Annotated in this window: 18 protein-coding genes; 11 read left to right on the top strand and 7 right to left on the bottom strand. The window is 59.6% G+C overall.

All coding sequences use genetic code 11. The annotated features are described in order from the left end of the window. The 5 genes from INF32_RS01395 (at position 1) to INF32_RS01375 (ending at position 7,075) form a co-directional block, all read left to right on the top strand. A complete protein-coding gene (locus INF32_RS01395) occupies positions 1-1,161 on the top strand; it encodes a SusE domain-containing protein (RefSeq protein ID WP_226386630.1) in 1,161 nt (386 codons plus the stop codon). Between the two features lie 26 nt (positions 1,162-1,187). Further along, positions 1,188-2,750, top strand: coding sequence for a SusE domain-containing protein (locus INF32_RS01390; RefSeq protein ID WP_226386629.1), 1,563 nt, complete (start codon positions 1,188-1,190; stop codon positions 2,748-2,750). 74 nt (positions 2,751-2,824) lie between these two features. Then, positions 2,825-4,195 carry an alpha-amylase family glycosyl hydrolase gene (locus INF32_RS01385; RefSeq protein WP_226386628.1) on the top strand — a complete coding sequence of 457 codons (1,371 nt, stop codon included), beginning with the start codon at positions 2,825-2,827 and terminating at the stop codon, positions 4,193-4,195. 19 nt (positions 4,196-4,214) lie between these two features. Continuing rightward, positions 4,215-5,624 carry a glycoside hydrolase family 28 protein gene (locus INF32_RS01380; RefSeq protein ID WP_226386627.1) on the top strand — a complete coding sequence of 470 codons (1,410 nt, stop codon included), beginning with the start codon at positions 4,215-4,217 and terminating at the stop codon, positions 5,622-5,624. A 5-nt stretch (positions 5,625-5,629) separates the two neighbouring features. Then, positions 5,630-7,075 carry a sialate O-acetylesterase gene (locus INF32_RS01375; RefSeq protein ID WP_226386626.1) on the top strand — a complete coding sequence of 482 codons (1,446 nt, stop codon included), beginning with the start codon at positions 5,630-5,632 and terminating at the stop codon, positions 7,073-7,075. Between the two features lie 42 nt (positions 7,076-7,117). Here INF32_RS01375 and INF32_RS01370 read toward each other — a convergent pair whose 3' ends face one another. Genes INF32_RS01370 through INF32_RS01340 form a run of 7 tightly spaced genes read right to left on the bottom strand, consistent with a single transcriptional unit; the run spans position 7,118 to position 13,793 of the window. Beyond that, positions 7,118-8,215: an ABC transporter permease gene (locus tag INF32_RS01370; protein WP_226388077.1), complete on the bottom strand. Its 1,098-nt coding sequence runs from the start codon at positions 8,213-8,215 to the stop codon at positions 7,118-7,120. Positions 8,216-8,223: 8 nt separating this feature from the next. Beyond that, entirely contained in the window at positions 8,224-9,318 is a 1,095-nt protein-coding gene (locus tag INF32_RS01365; protein ID WP_226386625.1) for an ABC transporter permease, read from the bottom strand. After that, complete coding sequence (locus INF32_RS01360) at positions 9,318-10,058, bottom strand: ABC transporter ATP-binding protein (protein WP_226386624.1); 741 nt, start codon at positions 10,056-10,058, stop codon at positions 9,318-9,320. Before INF32_RS01360 ends, INF32_RS01365 begins: the two co-directional genes overlap by 1 nt. Continuing rightward, positions 10,051-10,968, bottom strand: coding sequence for an ABC transporter ATP-binding protein (locus INF32_RS01355; RefSeq protein ID WP_226386623.1), 918 nt, complete (start codon positions 10,966-10,968; stop codon positions 10,051-10,053). The genes INF32_RS01360 and INF32_RS01355 overlap by 8 nt, the downstream gene beginning before the upstream one ends. A gap of 24 nt (positions 10,969-10,992) precedes the next feature. After that, positions 10,993-11,886, bottom strand: a complete 894-nt coding sequence (locus tag INF32_RS01350) for an HlyD family secretion protein (protein ID WP_226388076.1) — start codon at positions 11,884-11,886, stop codon at positions 10,993-10,995. Beyond that, a complete protein-coding gene (locus tag INF32_RS01345) occupies positions 11,886-13,166 on the bottom strand; it encodes a TolC family protein (RefSeq protein ID WP_226386622.1) in 1,281 nt (426 codons plus the stop codon). Before INF32_RS01345 ends, INF32_RS01350 begins: the two co-directional genes overlap by 1 nt. A 3-nt stretch (positions 13,167-13,169) precedes the next feature. Next, the gene (locus INF32_RS01340; RefSeq protein ID WP_226386621.1) at positions 13,170-13,793 is read right to left on the bottom strand and encodes a TetR/AcrR family transcriptional regulator; all 624 of its coding nucleotides are present in this window, start codon (positions 13,791-13,793) and stop codon (positions 13,170-13,172) included. A 283-nt stretch (positions 13,794-14,076) separates the two neighbouring features. Here INF32_RS01340 and INF32_RS01335 point away from each other — a divergent pair, with 283 nt between their 5' ends. The 6 genes from INF32_RS01335 to INF32_RS01310 all read left to right on the top strand — a co-directional run bounded on the left by INF32_RS01335 (position 14,077) and on the right by INF32_RS01310 (position 24,680). Next, on the top strand, positions 14,077-14,637 hold the full coding sequence (locus INF32_RS01335; RefSeq protein WP_226386620.1) for an RNA polymerase sigma-70 factor: 561 nt from the start codon (positions 14,077-14,079) through the stop codon (positions 14,635-14,637). Between the two features lie 64 nt (positions 14,638-14,701). After that, the gene (locus INF32_RS01330; RefSeq protein WP_226386619.1) at positions 14,702-15,703 is read left to right on the top strand and encodes a FecR family protein; all 1,002 of its coding nucleotides are present in this window, start codon (positions 14,702-14,704) and stop codon (positions 15,701-15,703) included. 84 nt (positions 15,704-15,787) lie between these two features. Then, complete coding sequence (locus INF32_RS01325) at positions 15,788-19,108, top strand: TonB-dependent receptor (protein WP_226386618.1); 3,321 nt, start codon at positions 15,788-15,790, stop codon at positions 19,106-19,108. Positions 19,109-19,136: 28 nt separating this feature from the next. Further along, the gene (locus INF32_RS01320; RefSeq protein ID WP_226386617.1) at positions 19,137-20,828 is read left to right on the top strand and encodes a RagB/SusD family nutrient uptake outer membrane protein; all 1,692 of its coding nucleotides are present in this window, start codon (positions 19,137-19,139) and stop codon (positions 20,826-20,828) included. A gap of 24 nt (positions 20,829-20,852) precedes the next feature. Further along, positions 20,853-22,811, top strand: a complete 1,959-nt coding sequence (locus INF32_RS01315; RefSeq protein WP_226386616.1) for a hypothetical protein — start codon at positions 20,853-20,855, stop codon at positions 22,809-22,811. 30 nt (positions 22,812-22,841) lie between these two features. Further along, complete coding sequence (locus INF32_RS01310; protein WP_226386615.1) at positions 22,842-24,680, top strand: SUMF1/EgtB/PvdO family nonheme iron enzyme; 1,839 nt, start codon at positions 22,842-22,844, stop codon at positions 24,678-24,680. Positions 24,681-24,745: the final 65 nt, after the last annotated feature.

Below are 24,745 nucleotides of genomic sequence, written 5' to 3'. Positions count from 1 at the left end.
ATGAAATCACGCATCCTATCATTTTTCGGTCTGCTGGGGCTGCTCGCAATGACGGCCTGCAGCGGCGACTTCGACACCGAACCGGCCCTGAACCGGGTGGTTCCCAGCACGCTCGACCCCCTGCCGTCGCAGACCTACGTGCTCCGGAATCCCGGCAACTCCGATCCCGTACTCTTCACAGCCACCTGGACGGAAACGCTCTTCTACCTCGACGGTTCGCAGACGCCGACCCCCGTGGCCCCCGTAGAGTACACGCTGCAGGTCGACAAGGCCGGCAACGGCTTCGAATCGGCCAAAACCGTGACCATCACTTCGGCGCTCGCCTCGAACGTCCACCTCAAGGAGTTCAACCTTCTGCTGCTCGACAGCCTGGGCGCCTCGGCAGACGAGCCGTTCGACGCCGAACTGCGTCTGAAAGTGAACTATGGACAGAATACGCCCCGGACGCTCTTCTCGGACAATACGATCGCCCTGTCGGTCACTCCGTTCGAGGACCGCGATCCCCTGTCGCCCGTCTATATCACCGGCGACCTGACCGGATGGGAGAACGGGAACACGAGCCGCATGCTCGTCATGTTCAAGGACAACAGCGACGACAACACCCAGACCTACACCTTCACCGGATATTTCCCCGACAACTGCGACTTCAAACTCGTGCCGGGCGAATCGGTGGGCGGAACTGAAGCCTGGTTCGACGGGGGCGGCAACACGCTGGAACTGGCCGAAAGCGGCACCCCGCTCCACGTGGACGCGGGCGGATACAAGACCGTGACCATCAACCTGAGAAGCATGGCCTGGTCGATCGAGGACTACGACGAATCGGGTGCCCTCGACTGGAACATCCTGGGCTTCATCGGAAGTTTCTGCAACTGGGAAAACGAACCGCTGATGACGCAGATCTCTCCGGAAAATCCGCACATCTGGCAGTTGGACTACACGCTTCCGGAGCTCGGCGAAGGAGAGATACACAACGTCAAGTTCCGCGGAGCGAGAAGCTGGAACAGCCGCTGGGCCGCGGTCAATCCCTACGACGTGCCCTACGGGAAGACCGTCTACCTGACGGGGGACGAGGCCGACCCGAACGTCATCCTCGAAGAGGGCGGCGCCTACCGGATCGTATTCAACGACCTGACGGGACACTACGTCATCCTGAAGCAATAAATGCCGCAAACGAAAAAACAGAACCGATGAAAAACATACGAATCCTTTTGAGTGTTCTCTGCCTGTCGGCCCTGCTGCCGGCATGCAAGGAGGACGATCCGGAGACCTTCGCGCCGCAGCCGTCGGTGATCGCCTCGCTGGAGGAGAGCAGTTTCGAGCTGCCGGAAGAGAGCGAAAACCCCTACTTTTTCCGGATGAACTGGACCAAGACCAAATTCTTCTCCGCAAGCGGGGAACCGGTCTGGGTGGACGGCATCGAATACGAAGTGCAGGCCGACCTCTCCGACAACGATTTCTCCGCTCCGGTATCGGTCGCCAAGACCTCCGGCCTCTATCTGGACATCTATGCCCAGACGCTCCGGGACATTTGCGGCCACTATGCGGAGGATGAGAGCGAAGAACCGCTCGTACTGAGTTTCCGGATCAAATCGACCGGAGGCGGCATGTCCGTCTGCTCCGAACCGGTACTGCTCACGGTCGTGCCCTACACGGCGCCGCCCGTCATCACAGACATCGAGGAGAGCACGCTGGATGAGCTCCAGCCCGACACCTACACGCTCGTCTACCAGGGCGTGAAGGACCCGAAGGTATTCACCGTCACGTGGAATGCCACGCAGTTCTACCTGGACGACTCGTCCGAGCCCTCTCCCGTCTCGCCGGTAAGCTACACGCTGCAGATCGACCGGAGCAACAACGACTTCGCCGATCCGAGGACGCTGGCCACCACCTCGTCGCTCTCGGCCGACGTTCACGCCAACGCACTCAACTCCATCCTGATGAACGATTTCGGAGCGACGGCGGGCCATGCCTACGAAGTGGAGATGCGGCTGCTGATCGCCTACGGCGAAGGCGAATCCGCCGGGGAGACCGTATCGTCCAACCGGCTCACGCTCTATATCGTCCCCTTCGCCGACTTCGATCCGTTGCAGGCGGTCTATATCTACGGACAGCACATCAACGACTGGGGCCTGTCGGACTTCACGGCCATGTATCCTATGTTCAAGACCGACAGCGAGACGTCGAACTACGTGTACACCTACACGGGATACATGCCCCAGGGAGCCTACAAGTTCATGCCCGAAATGTCGCTCGGCACCGACATGGCCTTCTGCCTGGTGGCCGACGGAGCGCCGGACGTGGAGATTTCGGCTACGGGAATAGCTTTCTGGAATCAAACGGCCGGATTCAAGACCATCACGCTCGACACCCATAACATGACGTACAGCATCGCCGATTACGATGCGGGAAGCGCCACCGTATGGAACACGATGTGCTTCTTCGGGACATTCTCCGGATGGGACCCCTCCCGGATACCGATGACCCGTTTCTCCGACGAGAACAACCACATCTGGACGCTGGACACCTCGATCGAGCCCTCCGATCTGGGATACCACTGCGGGAAATTCATCGCGGACGGCAGTTACGACAACTTGTGGCAGAACATACTCGGCAAAGACTGGTCCACACCTTACGGTACCATGATTTTCCGGCAGGAGACGGACGTAAACGTCTATTTCGGACCGGAAGCCGCCCGGCTGCGTGTGGTCTTCAACGACCTGACGGGACAGTACGCGATATTCCGCAAATAACAGGGAACCGACCGGGCTCCGCGCCTGCGGGAAAAGCGGTGCGGGGCCTTTCAAACAGATCAAAAACAGGAACGATGAATGCGATAAAATGGTTCATGGCAGCCGCTGCCGCCGCACTGGCGCTGGGGGGCTGCAAAAACGACGACGACAACACATGGTCCGACCTGCCCAACAGCCAGGTGCAGCCGATCACCGCCGGAAACCGGGTGATCTACGAAGCCAACGTGTACAGCTACTCGAACGGAGGCAGAGGCGACTTCAAGGGGATCGAAAAGGACCTGCCACGCCTGAAAGAACTCGGTGTGGATATCCTGTGGCTCATGCCGATCCATCCCATCGGAGAGGAGAACCGGCAGGGAACGCTGGGCAGCCCCTACGGCGTGCGCGACTACAAGGCCATCAACCCCGATTTCGGCACGGAGGATGATTTCAGGTCGCTGATCGCCGCCGTACATGCGCAGGGCATGGAGCTTTGGATGGACTGGGTAGCCAACCACACGGCCTGGGACCACGTCTGGGTAAAAGACCACATCGACTACTACGCGACCAACGACCAGGGCGAACGTCCCTACTCGCCTCCCGGCTGGAACGACGCCATACAGCTCGACCACAGCAACCCCGAAATGCGGGCGGCCATGATCGACGCCATGCAGTATTGGGTACGAGAGTTCGACATCGACGGATTCCGCTGCGACGCAGCCGACTACGTGCCCCTCGATTTCTGGCGCGAAGTGCGCCGGCAGGTCGATGCCGTACGGAAAGTGACGTGGCTGGCCGAAGGTTCCGATCCCGACTACATGGAGGTGTTCGACTACAATTATGCCTGGGAGTTCGCCGACGCGCTCAAGTCGTTCGGACAGACCAATGACGTACCGGCTCTGGTCGAAGCGTGCAAAACACTGCACAAAGACCCAGTATACAGGGACAAGGGACGCATGGTCTACCTCACCAACCACGACCTGAGCGCCTTCGAAGGTACGGAATTCACCCGCTTCGGAAGCAACGTGCTGCCCCTCACCGTACTGACGTTCACGATTTTCGACATGCCGCTGATATACAGTGGACAGGAGATCGGTATGGACAAGTCGCTCGTCTTTTCGGAAGTCTGCCCCGTGGAATGGGACCCGGCCAACAAGATTTTCATCAACCTCTTCAAGAAACTGACCCAGCTCAAGCGTACCAACCCCGCACTGGAAGACGGCACGAACCGGGGTTCGCTCAAGATCTACCCCACCACGAACGAGAATGTATTCGCCTATTCCCGCGTGCGGGGAGACCACGAGGTGCTGGTGATTCTCAACCTGGGCAATTACGCGGTACAATGCCGTTTCGAAGGAGAGATTCCCTCCGGTACCTTCAAAAACTATCTGAACAACACCTACGAACAACTCACCGAACGAGGCATTCCGCTGCGCGAGAACGGCTATGCCATTTACGTCCGATAAACCCAATCCTACGCAACGCATGAAAAAGACTCCATTTGTTCTGTTCCTCCTGTTCGCCCTGGCTTTTACAGTGCAGGCCGGAACTTTCGCCCCGCAGCGCAACGTCTGCGACATCCGCAAATTCGGTGCGAAAGGGGACGGAAAAACGCTCAACACGCAAGCCATCAACGCGGCCATCGAAGCCTGCAACGCCCGGGGCGGCGGCGTGGTGCTGGTACCCAAAGGAGTGTTCGTCACGGGTACGATCCACCTGAAAGACAACGTCCGCCTCTATCTGGAAGCGGATGCCGTACTGCGGGCCACCGCCGACCTCGACCGTTACGAATCCTACGTCCCGACCAAGGACATCTCCCGTTTCGACAGCGGAGGAGGAGGCCAGAACGCCAACAATTCGCGTGACGCCCGCTGGAACCGGGCGCTGATTCTCGGCGTGGGACTGAAGAACTTCACCATCGAGGGCGAAGGGACGATCGACGGCTGCCATGTATTCGATCCCCGCGGGGAGGAGAAAATGCGAGGCCCCCATACGATCATCGTAGCCGAATCGCGCAACTTCTCGATGGAAAACATCACGGTCAACAACGCAGCCAACTACGCCTTCATGGCCTACGAAATCGAAAACTGCACGTTCCGCGGCCTCTCCATCAACGAAGGCTGGGACGGCATCCACATCCGCGGCGGGAAAAACATCGTCATCCACGACTGCGAGTTCCACACGGGCGACGACGCCATCGCGGGCGGTTACTGGGACAACATGTCGATCAGCGACTGCCACATCAACACGGCCTGCAACGGCATCCGCATGATCATGCCCTCGACCGACCTGACCATCGCCCACTGCGATTTCCAGGGTCCCGGCCGCTATCCCCACCGCACCTCCCGCGAACTGCGGCGTACCAACATGCAGTCGGCCATCCTGCTGCAGCCGGGAGGATGGGGCCGGGCCGTGGGCGACATGGACGATATCCACATCCACGACATCCGGATCGACAGCGTGACCAATCCGATCATGATGGTGCTCAACGAAGGCAACGAAGCGGGGGACATCCTCGTGGAACGGGTGACCGCCACCCGGATCACCTTCGCCGCAGCGTCGGCCGAGAGTTGGCGCGGGGGACGTTTCGACAAGCTGGTGTTCCGCGACATTTCGTACAGCTACGCGGGCAACGACAATGCGGCCCTGCGGAAACTGAAGGTGGGACAGCCGCCCGCCGACTCGCGCCAGCTGCCCTGCTGGGGCTGGTACCTGCGCAACGTGCGCGACGTCCTCTTCGAGAACGTCAGCCTGACGTTCGAAGGCGAAGAGACACGTCCCGCCCTCTGGTTCGACAACGTGGGACGGGCAACGCTCCGGAACACGCGATACAAGACGAGCGGAAGCGAACAGGGGATCGTCAGCATCCACACCGGTACGATCATAAACGAATGACAGCCATGAAGAGAATCCTCCTGTCCGCCATTTGCAGCCTCATCGCGGCGTGCGGCGTTTCCCAGATCCGCCTCCCGGCCATTCTGGGCGACAACATGGTGTTGCAGCGATCGAGCCGGGTCAACCTCTGGGGATGGGCCGCCCCGTCGGAAACGGTAACCGTCACGCCCTCATGGAGCGGACAATCCGCCACGACGACGAGCGGCACCGACGGCCGCTGGCTCGTGCGGGTAAAGACCCCGCAGGCCGGAGGTCCCCACAGCCTGCGCATCGTCTGCGGTACCGACTCGCTGACCCTGCACGACATACTGACCGGCGAGGTGTGGATCTGTTCCGGCCAGTCGAACATGGAGATGCCGGTGCACGGGTTCTACGGCCAGCCGGTGGAGGGCAGCGTCGAGACGATTTTCGAAGCCTCCCGCTATCCCGACATCCGCATGTTCACCGTCCCGCCCACACCTAAATCCGAACCGCAGGAAGACTGTCCCGGAAACTGGCTCAAATCCACACCCCGCAGTGTGGGAGATTTCAGCGCCGTAGGGTACTTCTTCGGCAAATACCTCCACCGGGTGCTGGGTGTTCCCGTCGGGCTCATCACACCCAATGTGGGAGGGATCGCCATCGAGCCGTGGATGACCGAGGAGGCCATCCGTTCGACCGAGGGGATCGACCGGGAGCTGGCCCTGACACCCCGGGCCGGACACGATGCGGCGAAAGCCTCCTACCTGTTCAACGGCATGATCGCCCCGCTCACGAAATTCACCGCCCGGGGATTCATCTGGTATCAGGGCGAGTCGAACCAGCACAACTATTTCGACTACGACAAACTGATGGCCTCGATGGTACGGCTCTGGCGTTCGGAATGGCACAACGACGACATGCCGTTCTATTATGTCCAGCTGGCTCCCTTCACCTATGACGGCAAGGAGCGCATCACCCTTCCGCTGACCGTCGAAGCCCAGTACAGAGCTCTCGAACGGATACCGAACTCGGGAATCGTGCCCACGACCGACCTGGGACACCCCACCGCCATCCATCCGCCGCATAAAAAAGAGGTGGGTCAGCGGCTGGCTTCGCTCGCGCTGGACAGGACCTACGGCATCAAGGTGCTTCCGGAACCTCCCGTCGTGGATACGGTGGTGTTCACGGCAGGAAAGGCCGTCGTCACGTTCCGCGGAATCTCCGACCACGCTCCGGCCGCATGGGGCAGTTTCAGCTACTTCACCGGCGAACTCCGGGGCTTCGAGCTGGCCGGCGCCGACCGCCGCTTCCATTCGGCCCGGGCACGGCACACCGAAAACCGCAACGAGATCGTAGTGACCTGCGACAGCGTCCCCGAACCCGTGGCCCTGCGCTATGCGTTCCGGAACTGGACCGACGCCAACGTAACGACTACCGAGGGACTGCCGCTGGCCCCGTTCCGCACCGACCGGTGGGACGACGCATACTGACACGGACCGTCCGGACAGGCGTGATTCGACCCCTTCTCCGGATCACGCCTGTTTCCGGTAACTGAGGGCGGCCCAGCCGTTGAACAGGACAGCGAAGAGAGTCAGCGCCGCATAATCCGGCCACAGTTCCGCGACGGACGATCCCTTGAGATAGACCGAACGCATGGCGTCGACGAAATAGCGGGGCGGCAGGAATCGCGTGATCCACCGGGCCCACTCGGGCATCGACTCGACGGGCGTGATCAGGCCGCTCATCAGCACGAAAATCATCACGAAGAAGAACATCACGAACATCGTCTGCTGCATGGTCGCCGAGTGGTTGGCCGCCACGACGCCGATCCCCGACATCGTGAGGATGAAAAGCGCCGCCGCCAGGCAGATCGCCCCGAACGACCCGGCGGGTACCAGGCCGTAAACGAGCCAGGCCAGCAGCATCGCCAGCATCAGCACGACCAGCCCTATCACCCAATAGGGAATCAGTTTGGCCAGCGTAAAAGTCAGACGGCTCACGGGCGTGACGTTGATCTGTTCGATCGTCCCCGTCTCCTTTTCCCCTACCATGTTCAGTGCCGGAAGAAAGCCGCAAAGCATGATGAGCAGCATGATCATCAGCGCAGGAATCATGTAGTGGCGATAATCCAGCGTCGGATTGTAACGGTTCTGCACCACGACCGGATCGGCCGCCGGAGGCAGGCCCCTCTCGCCGCGCAGTTCCGAAAGAGTTCCGTTCACCACTTGCAGCAGATACTGCATCCCGAGGCTTCCTTTGACGGCATTCACCCCGTTGGCCGAAATGCGCACCCGTTCGGACGGCCCGCCCGAGAGCGAGCGCTCGAATCCGTCGGGAAGTTCGACGATGGCATCCACATCGCCCGCATCGAGGGCTGCCAGCGAAACGGCATAGTGTTCCTGTACGCTCCGCAGCGTAAAATAGTCCGAGGCGGCGATCTTCCGGATCAGTCTCCGCGAAGCCGGCGAGCGGTCGTTGTCGACCACCGAGACGTTGATGTGCCGCACGTCCATCGTGGTGACCCACGGAATGACGAGCATCACCATCAGCGGAAACATGACCACCATTTTCGGCAGGAACGGATTGCGGACGAACTGCCGGAGTTCCTTATCGAGCAAAATACGGAGGATTCTCATCGCTATTCGAGTTTATCGTTGAACTTGCGGAGCGACACGACGATCAGAACGAGCGTCATCGCCGCCAGAATGGAGAGTTCCTTCAGCACGGCGGCCAGCGGCAGCCCCTCGATCATCAGTTTGCGTACGGCCTCGATATACCAGCGCGTGGGGACGACACACGAAAGAGCCTGTAAAACGCCCGGCATGTTTTCGATAGGGAAAGCCAGTCCGGAGAGCATGATGATCGGCATCAGGAGCAGCATCGCGGAGATGATGAGCGCCGTCGCCTGCCGCTCCGCGACGGTGGAGATGAAGAGCCCGAACGCCAGCGCCAGCACGAGGTAGAGCAGCGACAGCCCGACGATCGGAACCAGATTGCCCGACATGGGCACCTCCAGCACGAACCGGGCCAGCAGCAGGATGGTCAGCAGGTTGACGCACGAGAGCGTGAAGTAGGGGATCATCTTGGCGAAGACGATCCGCAACGGGCGCACGGGCGACACCAGCAGCACCTCCATCGTTCCGGTCTCCTTCTCACGGACGATCGACACGGAGGTCATCATGGCGCAGATCAACATGAAGATCATCCCCATGATACCCGGTACGAAACTGTACGAACTCTTCATCTGGGGATTGTAAAGCAGGTGCGTTTCCGGCGCCGAAGCGGCGGACATGCCGCCCAGCAACACGCCTCTCAGATAGCCGGCCCCGGCCGATGCGGTATTGGTATCCGAAGCGTCGAACACGATCTGGAGCGCCGCCTCCCCGCCTTCGCCCCGGGAGAACGCCCCGATCCGGCGGTCGTAGTCGTCGGCGAAGACGACCACGGCATCCGCCTCCCCCGAACGGAGCGTCGCGTCGACCCGCGTTCCGGGCACATACCCCTTGAACGTGAAATAGGGATTGGACGACATCCGTTCGACGGCCTGCCGGACCGCCTCCGTGGGATGCGGAGCCACGACAGCGACATCTATGTTGTTCACCTCGTTGGATATGGCGAAACCGAAGAGAACCATCTGTATGACGGGCATCAGCAGCACGATCATCATCGTACGCGGATCGCGCACGATATGCAGCGTCTCTTTCCGGACAAACGACATGAAACTCCCCTTCATCACTCCGATCGTTTTGCACCGCGGGCCAACGTACGGAACACTTCGTCCATCGTCTCCGCGTCGAATTGTTTTTTCAGTTCGGCCGGCGTACCCAGCGCGCGAATCCGGCCGTCGACCATGATAGACACGCGCGAGCAGTATTCGGCCTCGTCCATGTAATGCGTGGTGATAAACACGGTCGTCCCGCCGGCCGCCGCCTCGTAGATCAGTTCCCAGAACTGACGCCGGGTCACGGGATCGACCCCGCCCGTCGGCTCGTCCAGGAAGACCACCTCGGGGCGGTGCACCGTAGCCACCGAGAAAGCCAGCTTCTGCTTCCACCCCAGCGGCAGGGAACCCACCAATGTAGCGGCTTCGGAGCGGAAGTCCAGACGGTCGAGCAGCGTGACCGCCCGGCGCATCGTCTCCCCGTGCGTCAGTCCGTAGATACCGGCATAGAGGCGGATGTTCTCCATCACCGTCAGGTCGTCGTACAGCGAAAACCGCTGGCTCATGTATCCGATGCGGCGCTTGATCCGTTCGCCCTCCCGCATCACGTCGAACCCGGCCACCGTGCCGCAGCCCGAGGAAGGATAGCTCAATCCGCACAGCATGCGCATCGCAGTGGTCTTCCCGGCCCCGTTGGCTCCCAGGAAACCGAATATTTCTCCCCGGGCGACATCGAAGGAGATGCGGTCGACGGCCGTAAAGTCGCCGAACCGTTTGCTCAGTTCCCGGACGGATATGATCGGATCATTCATGGCGCATCAGTTTGATAAACACATCCTCGATTCCCGGCTCGGCAGTCCGGACAGTCACACCCCGGAACCCTTTCCGGACCAGCGCATCGGCGAACCGCTGCGGATCGAACCCGGGAGCGGTTACCAGATGGTGCGCCTCCCCGAAGGGATAACACTCCCTCACGCCCTCCGCCCGGCGGGCTTCGAGCAGCAGTCCGTACATATTCTCCCCCGAGAGGGCGTAAAGCGGTTCGTCGAACCGGGCGACGATCCCCTGTGGAGTATCGATTCCGAGCAGTTTCCCCTCGTTGCAGAGGGCGACCCGGTCGCAGCGCGTCGCCTCGTCCATATAGGGCGTGGAGACGAGCATCGAAATCCCCCGTTCCTTCAGACGGGCCAGCATGTCCCAGAACTCGCTGCGCGAGACGGCGTCCACGCCCGTGGTCGGTTCGTCGAGAAAGAGCACCGAGGGCCGGTGGATCAGAGCGCAGCACAGGGCCAGCTTTTGTTTCATACCACCCGAAAGTTTCCCGGCCCGGCGCGTACGGAACGGTTCGATCTGCCGGTAAATGGGGGCGATCAGGTCGTAATGGTCCCCTGTCGAAACCCCGAATAAGGCGGCGAAAAAGGAGAGGTTCTCCCCCACCGACAGATCGGGGTAGAGCGAAAACCGCCCCGGCATATATCCGACCCGCTCCCGGATTTTCCGGTAATCGGTCCGGATGTCGAACCCGTCCACCGCGGCCCGTCCCTCGTCGGGGTCGAGCAGCGTCGTCAGCAACCGGAACAGCGTCGTCTTCCCGGCCCCGTCGGGACCGATCAGCCCGAACAACTCGCCCCGTCCGACCCCGAACGACACCCGGTCCAGCGCCGTCAGCGGGCCGTAGCGTTTGGTCAGTCCGTCCACTTCGACGGCATACTGCGTATCCATAATCTCTATCGTCCTGCGGGTTCGTCAGTCGTCCAGCCGCACCTCTCCGTACAGCCCGATCTTCAGTTTTCCGTCGTTCTCGACGGCGATCTTCACGGCATAGACCAGATTGGCCCGGGAATCGCGCGTCTGAATGGTTTTGGGCGTAAATTCGCTCTCGGAGGCGATCCACACGATGCGCCCCGGGTAATCCACCTGCTGCTCTCCGCCGAAATCGGCCGTGACGGTCACCCGCTGCCCGAGTTCCAACCCGGCCAGCTGATCCGAGGTGAAATAGGCTCTCAGGTGCATATGCTCCAGGTCGGCCACCTTCATCAGCGGTTTCCCTACCGAAGCCAGTTCGCCGGCTTCGGCATATTTGGCAAGCACCGTCCCCCCGATTGGAGAGGCGATGCGGCATTTGGCCAGACGGTCCTCGATCTGCGCGATCTGAAGTTCGATCGCCGACGAGTTCTCGTCGATCGAGAGCGCGTTGTTCTCCAGCGTGGAGAGCAACGCATCCAGCTGTCCGTTCAGCACCCGCAGCTGGGCATCTATGTCGTCGAGCTGCTTGGCGGTCGCCGCACCGTCCCGGAGCAGGCTCTCCACACGCCGGCGTTCGGTCTGCTGTTTGGCGATCTGCTCGCGCAGCGACGAAGCCTGTTTCGAAATATCGGGCCGGCCGCTCCGCACGGAAGCCCGCTGCCGTTCCATCTGCAACTTCTGCAGATAGAGCTGCACGGTGTCGATGGCACCTACCTGCCGGCCCGCCCCGAGCACATCGCCCTCCTCCGCATCGAAACAGAGGATACGTCCGGCCGCTTCGGCCGATACGACCACTTCGGTAGCCTCGAAAGTTCCCGTGGCATCGAAATCCCCGCCACGGCCGCATGCCGTTACGGTCAGCGATACGGCAGCACAAATCCAGATTCGTCTCATCATCGGTTTATCGTGTGTTTCAGTTCGTAAATGGCTTTCAGCAATTCGATCTCGCGGGCGCTGCGGGCGATGGCGGCCGTGCTCTCCTCGGTGATCTTCCGCAACAGGTCGTTGGTGTCGATCACCCCGTTGCGCAGTTTCGACTCGGCCGCCTCACGCACCGAACGGCGCAGGCCGACGATCCGGTCGTCGTCTGCCAGAGCCTTGCGCAAACGGGCGATCTCCCCGCTCTCCTCGGCCACCTGCAAACGGGTGTTGAACAGAAAGACGTCGCGCTGCACACCGATCTGCTCCCGGGCCGTACGCAACCGGTTCAGCGAATTCTTCCGGGTATAATAGGCCCCGAAATTCCACGACATCTTCACACCGACCAGCGCGTTCCACGACCAGTCGTCCGACATCATGCTCTCGAAGTAATCCATCCCCGGATACCCGTAGTAACCTTGCGCGAAGAGCCCGAAACGGGGCCGTACGGAAGATTTCACCAGCGACTCCTGCGCCGACAATTTTCCGATCCGGGCATCGAACAGTTCCAGTTCAGGACGCCGAGGTTCGTAACCGGAGGGCTCCGCGACCGAAGGCCGCTCCAGACGCAGACCGTCCGTCTCCCGGCCGATGAAGACCGCGAGCATTCTCCGGTAGCTGTCGCACGCCGCTTCGACTTGCCCGAGCTGCTGTCCCACGGAGAGCAGTTCGGCCTCCACCGCATCGGCATCGGTCTGCATGGCCACACCGTTACGCTGCATCGAACGCACCTTTTCGAGATTGCTGCGCAACAGGTCCGCAGTCAGTTTCGTCTGCCCGATCCGTTCCTCGAGCAGCAATATCCCGAAAAAAAGGTCGTCCACCCGTCCCTCCAGCGAGTAGAGGTCGACATCCACCGAACGCTGCGACTCCAGCGATTCGGCCCGGGCGACATCCCGGTCGGCCCGGGATTTCCCGCCGTCCCAGAGAGTCTGGTTCAACTCCAATGCGACTTTATACTGATCCTTGTTCATTCCCGGGATACGCAGTCCCTGCCCTGCGAGCATTCCCGTCAACGCCTCCGGAAATCCCGGCACATCGGTCTGCCAGGTGGCCTGCCCGGAGAGCGCCAGCTGCGGCAGATACGCCCTGCGGGCATTCGAAAGAGTGTATTCCGTGCTCTGCCGGATCAGATCGTACTGCCGGATCTCCGGATAGTGCTCGCGGGCCAGCCGCCGACATTCGTCGAGCGTAAGCTGGGCCCACGCCCCGGACGAAACCAGCAGACAGAAACCGGCTATCAGAATTCGTTTCATCATTCACCGTTTTTTGATACGACGTAAAATAACCTCCACGTTTTCCGCTTTGCGCAACCGGTAAAACGTCTCCCGGTCGGCAGCCAGGTCCCCGACCAGCGGTTCGATGATCGGCATGGCGATGAACGAGAATATATTGAGCGAAACGATGTCGAGCATCAGCATCCTGACATCTATCCGTTCGGTCTCCCCCCTGTCGGCGGCCTCGTCCAGCTCGTGCTGCAACCCTTCGACCACCGCACCGAGCAGATAGCCGATCCTGCGCTTAAATGCCTCGTGACGCTCCGGACGGGACATCACTTCATTGACGATAAAGCGCGGAAGGCCGGGATTCTCGACCACGAAATCGAAGTGGTTTTCAATGCCCTTGCGCAGCCGCTCGACCAGCGGAAGCCCCGCCTCCCCGAAAGCCATCAGCACCGACCGGCTCATCAGCCGCATCTTCTCGTCGAGAATACGATTGAAAATATTCTCCTTCGTACGGAAATAGTAATGCAGCATGGCATGCGTCACACCTGCCGCTTCGGCGATCGAAGTCGTGCGGGCCCCGTCGAAGCCTTTGGCTATAAACTCCCGCTCCGCTGCCTCCAGGATCGCCTCCTCTTTATTCCGGGATTGTTCTGTCATCGCTTTTCAATGAATTAACAATTTTATTTAACAACATTGTTGATGCAAACATACGAACAAAATCCGTATCTGCAAATTCTTTTTTGATTTTTTTATATTTTATCCCATAATTTATTTATATTGCGGTCCGTATCCGGATGCCGCCGTTTTCCCGATCCGAAATTATCCGTTTGCATTCCGCCCCCCGATCCGGACGAAAGCCGTCCTCTACGGCAAAGAAGTCCGACGCCATCGCAGGACGGAAAGAGGAACCGGATATTTTTCCACTATGCACGGAATGACCATGAACAAGGATACGGAACACGAATATCTGCTCAGGATGAGCACGGGCGATACCCGTGCCTTCGAATCGCTGTTTCTGGCCTGGCAGCCGCGGCTGGTATGCTTTCTGGAAGGGTTCGTCAAAGACGAGGAGGCAGCCCGCGACATGGCACAGGACATTTTTTATACGATCTGGGAACAACGGGAGAAATTCGCCGAAGTGCAGTCGTTCGGAGCCTACCTGTTCCGCATGGCCCGCAACACGATCTACAATTATCACGACCACAGGCAGGTACGCGGCCGTTTCGAAACGGCCGCGGCCAGACGGACGGCACCCGGATCGAACGAAACGGAAGAGACGATCTTCGCCGAAGAACTGGAAGCGCTGATCGGGCTGGCCGTGTCCCGCATGCCGCCCCAGCGGGGACTGATCTACCGCCTGAGCCGGGAAAAGAATCTCTCCAGCGAAGAGATAGCGCAGATGCTCCGGATCAACAAGCGGACCGTAGAGAACCACCTTTCACTGGCACTGAACGACATCCGCAAAGTGGTGAAAATCTGCCTGATATTCTTCTATTTCTGAAAAATTCCGCTTCCGGCCGTGCGTAACGGGCCCCGTCGCTGTCTTATAGGTACAAACGGCAATTATGGAAGAGGGAAACATTCGGCGGATCATCGGTACGTTTTTCAAAAACAGATTCTCGGCACAGACAGCCGGGCGTTTCTTCTATTGGTTGCGTATCGACACCGACATCCGGGAAAAGGAGGAAGCGCTGGAAGAGATATGGGAACGCACGCCCTCGATGGCCACGGATAAGACCCGGGCCGACTTTGCCCGGCTGCGGGCACGGATCGAAACGGCGAGACGGCCGGCCGGCCACCGTCACCCCCTCCGGCGCATTGCACGTTACGCCGCCGCGTTGGCCTTGTTGGCGGCAACGGGACTGGCGGCCTATTTCGCTGCGGTTTCGTCCGCGCCGGACACCTCCTCGCCCCGCATGGCAGAGCATTTCGTACCCTACGGGGAGAGTCAGGAAATAACGCTGCCCGACGGATCGGTCGTCTGGGTGAATGCCGGTTCGGTTCTGATCTACCCCGAATCGTTCACCGGCAGGACACGCAGCGTCTACCTGAACGGAGAGGCCGACTTCAGCGTGGCGAAAAATCCCAAAAAACCCTTTGTCGTACATACCAAAAACATGCAGGTCGAGGCACTGGGCACCGTATTCTGCGTACAGTCCTACCCCGGCGCCCGCTACGTACGCACCTCGCTGGAGGAGGGCAGCGTCCGGGTCCGGGTAAGCACGGACGGGGGAGCCGAGCTCTATTCGGCCGTACTGACTCCCGACAAGCAGCTGACTTACGCCCGGCATACGAACGAAGTGGCGATCGACGACGTGGACGCAGCCTCGCTGGTCATGTGGCGGGAAGGACATCTGATCTTCCAGAACGCACCGCTGGAGGAGATCGTACTCAAACTCGAAAAACGGTACAACATACGGATCAGCTACAATGCGGCCCTTTACGAAGGCAGGTACTACTATATCAAATTCCAGCCGCACGAAACCGCTGAACAGGCCATAGCGATCCTCGCCAAACTGATCGGAGCCTCCTATCAGTTCAACGAATCGGTGGTCTACCTACACTAGCACTCTATTCCCTTTCCGACACACCATACAGCAACACTCTGACAATCAAATCCAATCCGGTCTACTAACTAAAAACGACAAAGCATGGAATTTTGGACTTTAGTACGTCTGCACAGGAGTAAACACTTCTGGCAGGCAGTGCTCCTGCTGGGGTTTCTTCTGGTCGCACCGCTGGCCTACGGGCAGAATCAGCGGGTGACGCTCACAGGAAACAACCTCACGCTGAGGGCCGCGTTCGAACAGGTGGAGAGACAGACCTCCCTGTCGGTCGATTACGACGCCCGGCTGATCGACGTCAAAAAGGTGCTCGCATCCGTACCGGCTCCGGGTACGGTCAGCGAAGTGATGACCAAACTGCTCGAGGGCACGGGATTCACCTTCGCCATCAAAGGAGCGCACATCGTGATTTCCCGCCAGAAATCGGGCGGCAGGGAGATCCGGACCGTATCGGGCCGCGTTCTCGATGAGAAAGGCGCCCCCATCGTCGGCGCCAACGTCATCGTCAAGGGCACGAATACCGGAACCAGCACCGGAAGCGACGGCCGGTTCACACTCAATGTCCCCACCGACGGACGCCTGCTGTTCACGTTCCTGGGCTACGTTCCCCAGGAGGTCGAAGTGGGCAGCCGTACGGTCATCGACATCCGGCTGAAAGAGGAGTCGGTGGCAATGGAGGATGTCGTAGTGGTCGGCTACGGAGTACAGAAAAAGGTGAACCTTTCGGGTTCGGTCGCCTCGGTCGACATGGAGAACCTGGGTGAGACCCGCGCCATCACCAACATGAGCCAGAGCCTTCAGGGCGTCATGTCCGGCGTGCTCTCGCAGCAGAGTTCCGGGCAGCCCGGCGCCGAATCCACTTCGATCACCATCCGCGGCCAGGGCACCCTGAACAACTCTTCGCCGCTGGTGGTCGTGGACGGTATCGTGGGCAGCCTGAGCGATGTGGCGCCGAGCGACGTGGCCTCCATCTCGGTGCTGAAAGACGCGGCATCGTCCTCGATCTACGGCTCGCGGGCGGCCAACGGCGTGATCCTCGTGACGACCAAACAGGGCAGCAAGGACAAAATCCGCGTTACCTACAACACCTATCTGGGCAGTCAGCGCCCGACTTTCAACATCGACGTGGTGGACGATTATGCCCTCTACATGGAGACCATCAACAAAGCCCTGAACCGGGCCGGACAACCCTCTGCGTACAAGGACGACATCATCGCCGAATGGCGTGCCAACTCGCCCCTCGATCCGGAAATCTACCCGAACACCAACTGGTTCCGCGAAGTCTACAAATCCGCCTTCATCCAGGAACATACGCTGCAGGCCAGCGGCAGTTCCGGAAAAGTGGACTACATGATCTCGGTGGGTTATCTGGGCAACAACGGCTCGATGCCCGAAACGGACTACGAAAAATACAGCTTCCGCAGCAACGTGAACGCACAGGTCACCCCCTGGCTGAAAGTGGGGACCAAAGTGAGCGGGTATCGGAGCATCCGGGAGAATGCCGACGTAAGCGCCTACATGGGATACGTCAGCAACTCCTCGCCGGGTACGCTGCCCCGCAGTTCGGACGGCCGCCTCGGAGCCGAATGGGCCCCCGGAGGCAACCAGCAGGCCAACAACGTCTTCGCCAATTTCGACGAGACGGACGACATGTACTATACCACCCGGGTGCTGGGAACCCTGAGCGCGACGGTCAGCTTCACGAAGAACCTCACGTGGCATAACAGCGTGAACGTCACGTTCGACAACAGTTTCGAGAATATCCGGCAACAGCCCGTCAAGCTGTGGAACCTGAAGGAGAACACGGTGGTCCGCACGGCCGGAGCCAGCCGCACCACGCTGAAGAACGACGACAACCGCTACTACCGTCTGATCGTGGACTCCTACCTGAACTACTCCCTGCCGATCAACGCCAAACACCAACTCGATTTCATCCTGGGTTACAACCAGGAGTACGAAGAGTCTTCCAACACGATCGGCACGGCCTACGACCTGCTGAGCTACGACACCGACGTGATGAATTCGGCCGCATCCCCCTCGACCATCAAGGGCGGCTTCTCCAACCGTGCCCTGCGTTCGGGTTTCGGACGTATCAACTACAATTTCGACGACAAGTACCTGCTGGAAGCCAACCTCCGCTACGACGGCTCCTCCAAGTTCGCAAAAGGCCACCGCTGGGGTCTGTTCCCCTCCTTCTCGGGCGCATGGCGCATCTCGGAAGAGAATTTCATGAAGAACATCGGCTGGCTCGACAACCTCAAGCTCCGCCTTTCGTGGGGTACGCTGGGCAACAACCGGACGGACGATTACGGAACCCAGTCGATCTACAAATCGGCCAATGCCGTACTGGCGGGACAGGTGACGACGGGCGCCGCCATGACCAATCTGGTCAACCGGAACCTCACGTGGGAATCGACAGCCATGACCAACGTGGGTATCGACTTCGACGTACTGGGCGGCCGGCTGGGATTCGTGGGCGACTTCTTCTACAAGAAGACGAAAGACATCCTGCTCCAGCTGCCGGTTCCCCTCGTACTGGGAGGACTTTCTGCCCCCTACCAGAATGCGGGTATCGTCTCCAACCGGGGCGTGGAACTGAACATCCGGTGGAACGACGCGATCCGCGACAAATTCCGGTACGGCATCAGCGCCAACTACACTTTCGTCCGCAGCAAAGTGGACCGCTACCGCGGAGAAGTGGCCACTTACAGCGGACAGCGCATCCTGCTGGAAGGTATCCGCCTCTACCCGTTCTACGTGCGCGAAGTGGAGTGCATCGCCACCCAGGACAAAATCGACGAGATGCTGGCCAACGGCTACAAGTTCTATCCCTCCACCCCCAAACCGGGCGATTTCATCTACAAGGACCAGCAACAGCCCGGCGAACCCGGCTACAAGATCATCAACGACGACGACCGGGTCATCAAGGGGAACTCCGTACCCGAACACTATTTCGGGCTGACGCTGAACGCAGAGTGGAAAGGCATCGACTTCTCGGCCCTGTTCCAGGGCGTGGCAGGCGTCCACAAATACCTGAACAGCATGTGGTACACCAACGTGCTGAAAAACGGGTCGCAGATCAACAAGAAGTTCCTGAACGCATGGAGCGAGGAGAACCCCACGAGCAACATCCCCGCCGTCACGACCGACGACGGCGGACGGAACACGGCCAACAACGACTTCTGGCTGCAGGACGCCTCCTACCTCCGGCTGAAAAACATCCAGATCGGCTATACGTTCCCGGCCAAATGGACCCGGAAGTTCGTCGTGCAGCGTCTGAGAATCTATTGCAGTGCGGAGAACCTCTTCACGATCACCGGTTTCGAGGGCCTCGACCCCGAACTCTCCGGCGCCGATGCCTATCCGAACATGAAGCGCATCGTGGGCGGTATTTCAATCACCTTCTAATCGGTCATCAGTCATGAAAGGATTTTATATGAAAAAAATATATTGTGCAGCGGCACTGTCGCTGGGAATGCTGCTGTCGGGCTGCGACAACGAATTCCTCGACACCAATCCCAAAGACGGCATCGGATCGAACCAGATGTGGAACACCGAGGAAGACGCCAAACTCGGCGTGGTGGCCATCTACAATTCGGTCCGGACCAAACTCGCGTTCAACATGTACGGCATCAACGACTGCCTCACGCCTCAGGCATGGTGCGTGAACGGAACCGGCACCACGTTCGACGAGTACCGCTTCTACAAACTCTGTATCAATACGGCCACGGCCAACGAATCCATTTTCAAGGAAAAATGGACCACCCTTTACAAGGGCATAGCGCGGGCCAACGATGCGATAGCCCACCTGCCGGGCATGAACATCGACGAAAAGACGAAGAACACCCTGCTGGCGGAAGCCAAATTCTGCCGGGCCCTGTTCTACTTCGACCTGCTCAGTTTCTTCAGCGGCCATGACCAGAGAGACCCCGGCGTACCGCTCTACACCGAACCCACCAATTACGAAGACGCCTATCTGCCCCGCAGCAAGCCGGCCCAGGTACGCGCCCAGATCATCAAAGACCTGAAGGAAGCGATCCCCGACCTGCCCTTCACCTCGTCGGAGGCGGGCCGGGCCAACAGCGCCGCCGCCCAAATGCTGCTGGGCAAGGTTTACCTTTACAGCGAACAATGGGAAAAGGCAGCCGGAGCCTTCGGCGCCGTGGTCGCCCAGAACGAACGGGAGCAGAAATACGAACTCTATCCGGACTACTACCTACTGTTCCAGCTCGACGGCGAAGACAACAAGGAAGGTATCTTCATCGTTCCCAACCTCGACATCCAGGATTACGGCAGTTTCATGATGATGATCTACGGCAGCCGCTCCTCGTTCGCCCAAGGAGGCAACGTATGCGTGCCCACACCCTATCTGGTGGACTCCTACCGCAAAACGGACGGCTCGGAATTCCGCTGGAGCGACATTCCCGCCGCAGCCGACCAGAATGCCTTCTGGAATTCGCAAACCGAAGTGGAAAAGGCGTTCAAAGACCGCGACCCGCGTCTCGAGGCCTCCGTCATCCGTCCCTGGGCTTTCTTCGAAGGAGCCTACAACTCGACGAAGAAGTCCTCGACCTACCAGTATTATCCCGCCTCCTACACGGGCAAGAAGGAGTACATGGCATTCGCCACCAACAACAACGTACAAACCTATGCCTGGAGAAAATTCGTCAATACGGGCAACCAGTGTCCCATCCGCCGGAACGCTCCGATCGACATCCCCGTCATGCGTTATGCCGACCTGCTGCTGCTCTTCGCCGAAGCCAAGAACGAGGCGGAAGGCCCCGTCGACAGCGTCTACTGGGCGATCAACAAGGTGCGCCAGCGTCCTTCGGTGGAGATGCCCCCGCTGTCGGGTCTCGGCAAGACCGAAATGCGGCAGGCCATCCGCGACGAACGCATGTGGGAACTCGCGGGCGAAGGCCACAGTTTCAACGACTATCGCCGCTGGTACAAGTACGACTCCTCGTACGACATCGCCACAAAACTCAATTACAAAATAACCGGCTTCAATACGTCCATTTACATTTCGGACCGTGTCTTCACCGAACGCAACTGGCAGTTCGCCATTCCACAGGCCGAAACCGACATGAACCGTTACCTGACCCAGTATCCCGGATGGGAAAACTAACCGAAACGAAAAAAACAGAGAACCATGGAATACATAAAATCAATGCGATCCTTCGGGAGGCGGCTGCTGAGTTCCGCCCTTCTGCTGGGCCTTCTGCTGCCGGCCGTCTCCTGCACGGTAGACCCTATCCGGCTGCCCGTCACGCCCGATCCCGAAGCCCCCTATTCGCTGCCGGCGCTGGACGATCTCTGGGCGAAGGTAAAAGCGAACAACGACGGACTCGAATCACGCGACATCGCCGAATTCCTGCTCCAGGCCACTGCCTACAACTGGAGCCAGAACCGGCTGAAACTGGCGCTGACCAACCTGACCGACCTGCAAATCCGCGACCAGAGCGACCCGGAATACGGGCAGTACTACGGTAATTTCCACTTCGCCAAAGGGAATGCGGAAAAGGGTGTCAAGATCGACGAAAACGCCGCGGAGTTCTGTATGGAAAAGCTGGCCGTGCTGCGCAAACTCTACTACGGCAATCTGAACGCAGAGAACAAGGCCATGCTCGACGAGATGATCCGGCTGGCGATCGTCGCCATGCAGCGGCACAACGTAGCCGTCACCTACACCAATATCTACGTGATGAAAATGTGGTCGCTGAGTGCGCTCGGGGAGGCGACCGGAGACAATGCAGCCGCACAGGAAGGATACGGTATGCTCCGCACCTGGATGCAGGAACTCGCCCGGAACGGAGTGGCCGAGTACAACAGCCCCACTTACAGCGGAGTGGCCGCCGTGGCCCTGGGTTGCATGGCCGCCCTCACGGACGATGCGACCGCAAAACAGGAGGCGAACATCGCACTGGAATATTACAGCCTGCTGCTTTTCGGCAACTACTTCAAGACGGGCATGTATCTGGGCGGCCCCCATTCGCGCGACTACAACTATTTTTCGAGCCGCTCGGGCACTCTCGACGGACTGATGGCCCACTATCTCCGCGGCTGGGACACCGATTTTTACAGTTCCCATGCCTTCTGGACCCCGACCGGACAGGCCCTCTCCCTGATCGACAAAACGCCCCGGACGATCGTCTACAAAACGGGGGCGGACGCCGACCAGTATGCCATCTCTTTCGTGGGCGACAAGGTGAACATGGGAAGTGCGGGACATACCTACGGCTATGAGGACAAGAATTTCGTCATCAACCTGTCGAGCGCGGCCCGCAAACTGGTAGTCAACATCTCATCGGTGCTCGAAGGCCGCAACGATCCGTACGCCGAAAACCAGGTGGTGACCGGCCAGGGCCACACCAAACCTCGCCACCTGCGCGACAACCTGCTGGCACGGGCCCAACGCGACGTGACATCGGGAGGAGCCGTGCGCGGCAGCGAAATGGTGTTCCTGCTGGCGGCCGACGGCAGCGAAACCTCCGTCATCAACGACAAGGTACGCTCGCACGTCATCATTCCGGCCAGCAAGATCGACGGAATGTGGAACGGCAATACCCAAATCACCGACTGGAGCGCAATTTCCGAACAGCCCCTCTCGACCGACGACAAACAGACCTTCTTCCTCCGTTTCGAAGACGTGGCCGTGGGCATCCGTTACCTGCTGGTCCAGAACGATGAGGACGCCGCCGTTCCGGTCAGCATCGTCAACAAGAAGAAAACCGTCTCCAACATGGGCGACGCGATGCACCTTTCCGCCCAGCTTTCGGCCGGCACTCCTGCCAAAGGCAAGTTCGGCGCCGTAGCCATGTGGTGGCGCGTGGAGGAGGGCATCACCGACGATGCCGCCTTCGAACGGTTCCGCAAGACGATGATCGACGCTGCCGTGGAAATTTCCACTCCGGCCGATGCCGGGGGAACGGTCTACTCGGCCTACGTGACGCCCGCAGGCGGCGAAAAACTGGGAGTGGCGGCCGACCGCGAGACAAAAAAAGCGACCGACATCACCGGAGGCATCACCCTGCCCTCAGGCAGTGTCTATGCAGTGGACGGGACGGATGTCGCCAACGGAATCTTTGCCCGGTCGTCCTACGCCAAATAATTTCACCGTTAACACAAACAAGGAGACAACATGACAACGAAAAAAATACTGACAGGCATGCTCTCGGCCGTCCTCATGCTGACGGCGGGCGGATTCAGCGGATGCAGCGACGACGATACCGAAAACGGTTCCGCATCCGTGGAGACGCTCGATGCCGAGAACGTCACCGTTTCGTCAGCCGACCTGAAAGGGAAAACGGCAGGCAATACGTCGGGCATGATGGCCCGGGGTATATGCTACAATACGCTCGGAACGCCCACCGTAAACGACGACATGGTGTCGGCGACAAAAGGTGCGGGCGAATACACGCTCACCGCCTATGAGCTGAAACACAGCACGAAATACTTTATCCGTGCTTTCGCCATGTACCCCACGGGTGTCGTGTACGGCAAGGAGAAGAGTTTCACCACGCTGGCCGTGGCGGTGCCTACGGTGACCATCGAGGAACCGACTTCCGTCACTTCGATTTCGGCACTCTTCACGGGCGAAGTGGTCTCCGCCGGAGGGTTCCCGATTCTCGAGGCCGGTTTCTGCTGGAGCACCGAACCCGATCCCGACATCGAAAACGGGGAGAAGTACAGCGTAGAGGAACCGGGAGTGGGACCGATCCTGTTCGACAACCAGCTGCTGGCCAACAACACGACCTACTACGTACGTGCATTCGCCCGGACCGAAGCCGGCGTGGGGTACAGCGAGACGATCACGTTCACGACGCTCGACCTGAAACTGCCCGAACTGACTCTCAACCCGATCGGCAAGGAAAACACCGGCATTTTTACGCTCGACGTGGAAGCCGCGATCACCGAAGCGAACGGCACCGTGACACGCAAAGGTTTCTGCTGGTCAACCTCGCCGAACCCGACGGTCTCCGACAACGTGGTAGAAGCCGGCGGCGAGACGTTCACGGCCCGGATCGAAGGACTGAAACCCTACACGAAATACTACGTGGCGGCTTTCGCCGTGAACGAAGGCGGTACGGGTTACAGCCAGGCACAGGAGGTCCGGACCTTCACCTACGGCATGGGCAACGACCGTCTCGTGCTGATCACACCGCCCGCCTCCGCCTACCTGATGGGATGGACTTCGACCAAAGACGGACTTTTCACCGAACAGACGCAGATCGACCGGAACAAAGACGAAAAGAACCCGATGCCCATGCCGGTTCAGCCCGAAGAATTAGGAACCTACTATATGGGTAAATACGAGGTGACCAACAGCGAATACGCCGAGTTCATGACCCTCTTCCAGAAGGAGACGATCGAGGTGACCGACATCATCGACAAAAAGGAGACCACGTTCACCGTCAAGATGTTCGATGCCTCGACCATCAAAATCGAAAAGGTCGGCGATACGTGGAGGGCCAAAGGCGGCCACGAGAACAAGCCCGTAGCGGGAGTCACCTATTACGGCGCGCTCGAATTCTGCAAATTCTACGGCGGCACGCTCCCCAACGAAGCGCAGTGGGAATTCGCGGCCCGGGGAGGCAAATACACCGATGCGGACAAAACCATGTACGCCGGAAGCGACAATATCGACGAAGTGGCCTGGTACAAAGGCAACGCTTCGGGTCCGCAGGACGTCGGGCAGAAAGCCCCCAACGGATACGGACTGTACGACATGTCCGGCAACGTGTCGGAGCTGACCTGCACCTGGTACCAGAACTACAAATCCGACTGGGAGACCTTCGCATCCCAGCAAAACAACGGGTCCAAGGCGAGAACCATCCGCGGAGGCAACTACTCCAACGACGTTCCCTCGAATAACAAGAGCGATCTCCGCTGCATCCACCGCAGTACGTTGGACAACACGACGGACGGCACGTCCAAAGGCAACGTGGGATTCCGCTTCTGCCTGCCCGTGACGGAATAACGGAACGATACACCGGAAAACGGCAGGGGAAAGAAACATTCCCTGCCGTTTTCACAAAAAACAGA

Source organism: Gallalistipes aquisgranensis, from assembly GCF_014982715.1.
Taxonomy (GTDB): Bacteria; Bacteroidota; Bacteroidia; order Bacteroidales; family Rikenellaceae; genus Gallalistipes; species Gallalistipes aquisgranensis.
This window is presented reverse-complemented; position numbering and strand designations above follow the sequence as displayed.